This is a genomic window from Pantoea sp. Morm (assembly GCF_016643525.1).
GTDB lineage: Bacteria > Pseudomonadota > Gammaproteobacteria > Enterobacterales > Enterobacteriaceae > Pantoea > Pantoea dispersa.
Map to the genome: position 1 here is coordinate 1 of NZ_VOQX01000240.1, position 1,535 is coordinate 1,535.

The 1,535-nt window shown below is 54.3% G+C and carries 1 protein-coding gene and 1 pseudogene; both read left to right on the plus strand.

What is annotated here, in order from left to right; translation table 11 throughout:
- Positions 1-285: 285 nt before the first annotated feature.
- Positions 286-1,017 (plus strand): trans-aconitate 2-methyltransferase, encoded by a 732-nt coding sequence (locus FT726_RS27205; RefSeq protein WP_288423818.1) that lies wholly within the window; start codon positions 286-288, stop codon positions 1,015-1,017.
- Positions 1,018-1,249: 232 nt separating this feature from the next.
- Positions 1,250-1,535, plus strand: a pseudogene (locus tag FT726_RS27210) (hypothetical protein); the annotation flags it as partial.

A 1,535-nucleotide genomic window follows, 5' to 3' on the forward strand; every position in this document is an offset into this window, starting at 1 on the left:
GCCAGTTATTTGCACGCAGCGTCTGATAAAACATGTAATCTGCCCCGGTTGACTGGAAGTTTAGTAAACCCGGCATAAAGTATAGTCCGGTGAGGGGTAGCCGCGGAGGCATCAGCGTGAGCAGTCGTAAACAGTTTGTTGGCATCCTCGTGATGATTTTTATTGGCAGCCTGCTACTGCTGGAGTCGCTCGCGCGTCTGGTGCATCTGCTTTTTGTTGGCTGAGCGGTGTTTCATACCGCGCTAAACGCTTACACTCCTTTGCGTCTTACTGAAAGGAGTCTCCATGAGTCAGAATATCTACGATAACCCCGAATTTTTTGCTGGCTACGCCACCCTGCCGCGTTCGGTCAACGGACTGGACGGCGCGCCCGAGTGGCCCGCGCTGCGGGCAATGCTGCCTGAACTGCGTGACCAGCGCGTGCTGGATTTGGGCTGCGGCTACGGCTGGTTTTGTCGTTACGCGCTGCAGCAAGGCGCGCGTGAAGTTGTAGGGCTGGATGTGTCAGAAAAAATGCTGGCGCAGGCCGCTGCCATGACCGATCGGCCCGGCATCACTTATCAGCGCGCTGATCTCGAAACCCTGCAGCTCAGCAGCACTTTTGACGTGGTGTACAGTTCGCTGGCGCTGCACTATCTCAGCCATATCGACGCCCTGTTTGCCACAATTTTTCGTGCGTTACGTCCCGGCGGCGCGCTGGTGTTTTCATGCGAGCACCCGATTTATACCGCTCCGCGTCAGCAGGAGTGGTTCATCAATGATGCCGGGCAGCGCAGCTGGCCAGTCAATCAGTATCAGCAGGAAGGGGAAAGGATCAGCAACTGGTTTGCCGCTGGCGTGAAGAAGCAGCACCGCAAGCTGGCAACCTGGATTAACGCGCTGATTGCCGCCGGTCTGGTGATTGAACGGCTGGATGAGTGGGGTCCGGATGTACAGCAGGTAGCGGAAAATCCGGCGCTGGAAGAGGAGCGCGAGCGTCCGATGCTGTTTTTGCTGGCGGCGCGCAGGCCGCTGTAAGGTTTTCAGCAGTGGCTGCATCCTGCAGCCCTGTGAAAATTCCCCCCGGCGCTTATCTCCGGCACTCAATCAAGGTGTTAGCTCTGTAAGGGACGGTACCTACTGTAACGCTTAAGATTATTCCGAACAAGTTAAATGATATTAACTATCATTCTCAACTATTGATCTGGCACGCTGTTAATGCCCGTTGCGTTTGTGTCGCTTCTGTCTGCTAAATCTCACAGGAGCCCGCATGATCACTGACTACACCTTTAACTATCTGGATGGCCTGGATGTGCACTATCGTTATAAACCGGCCAGTCTGGATAATCAGCATCTGTTGATTGTCATGTCCGGGTTTAACCTGCCCGATCCTACCGTGTATGATTTTACTTTGCTGGAGCACACCCGTGCAGCCGTGTTATGGATCAAAGACGATTTCAACGGTTTGCCAGCGTATTACCTGTGTAACAATCTTCAGTTCAACATCGAGCACGGCGTCAGCCAGCTCATCCGGGCGGTGATTGAGCTAACCCAAC

Coding starts and splice junctions, on each gene's coding strand:
- FT726_RS27205 (WP_288423818.1), top strand. CDS start 286: ATGAGTCAGAATATCTACGATAACCCCGAATTTTTTGCTGGCTACGCC.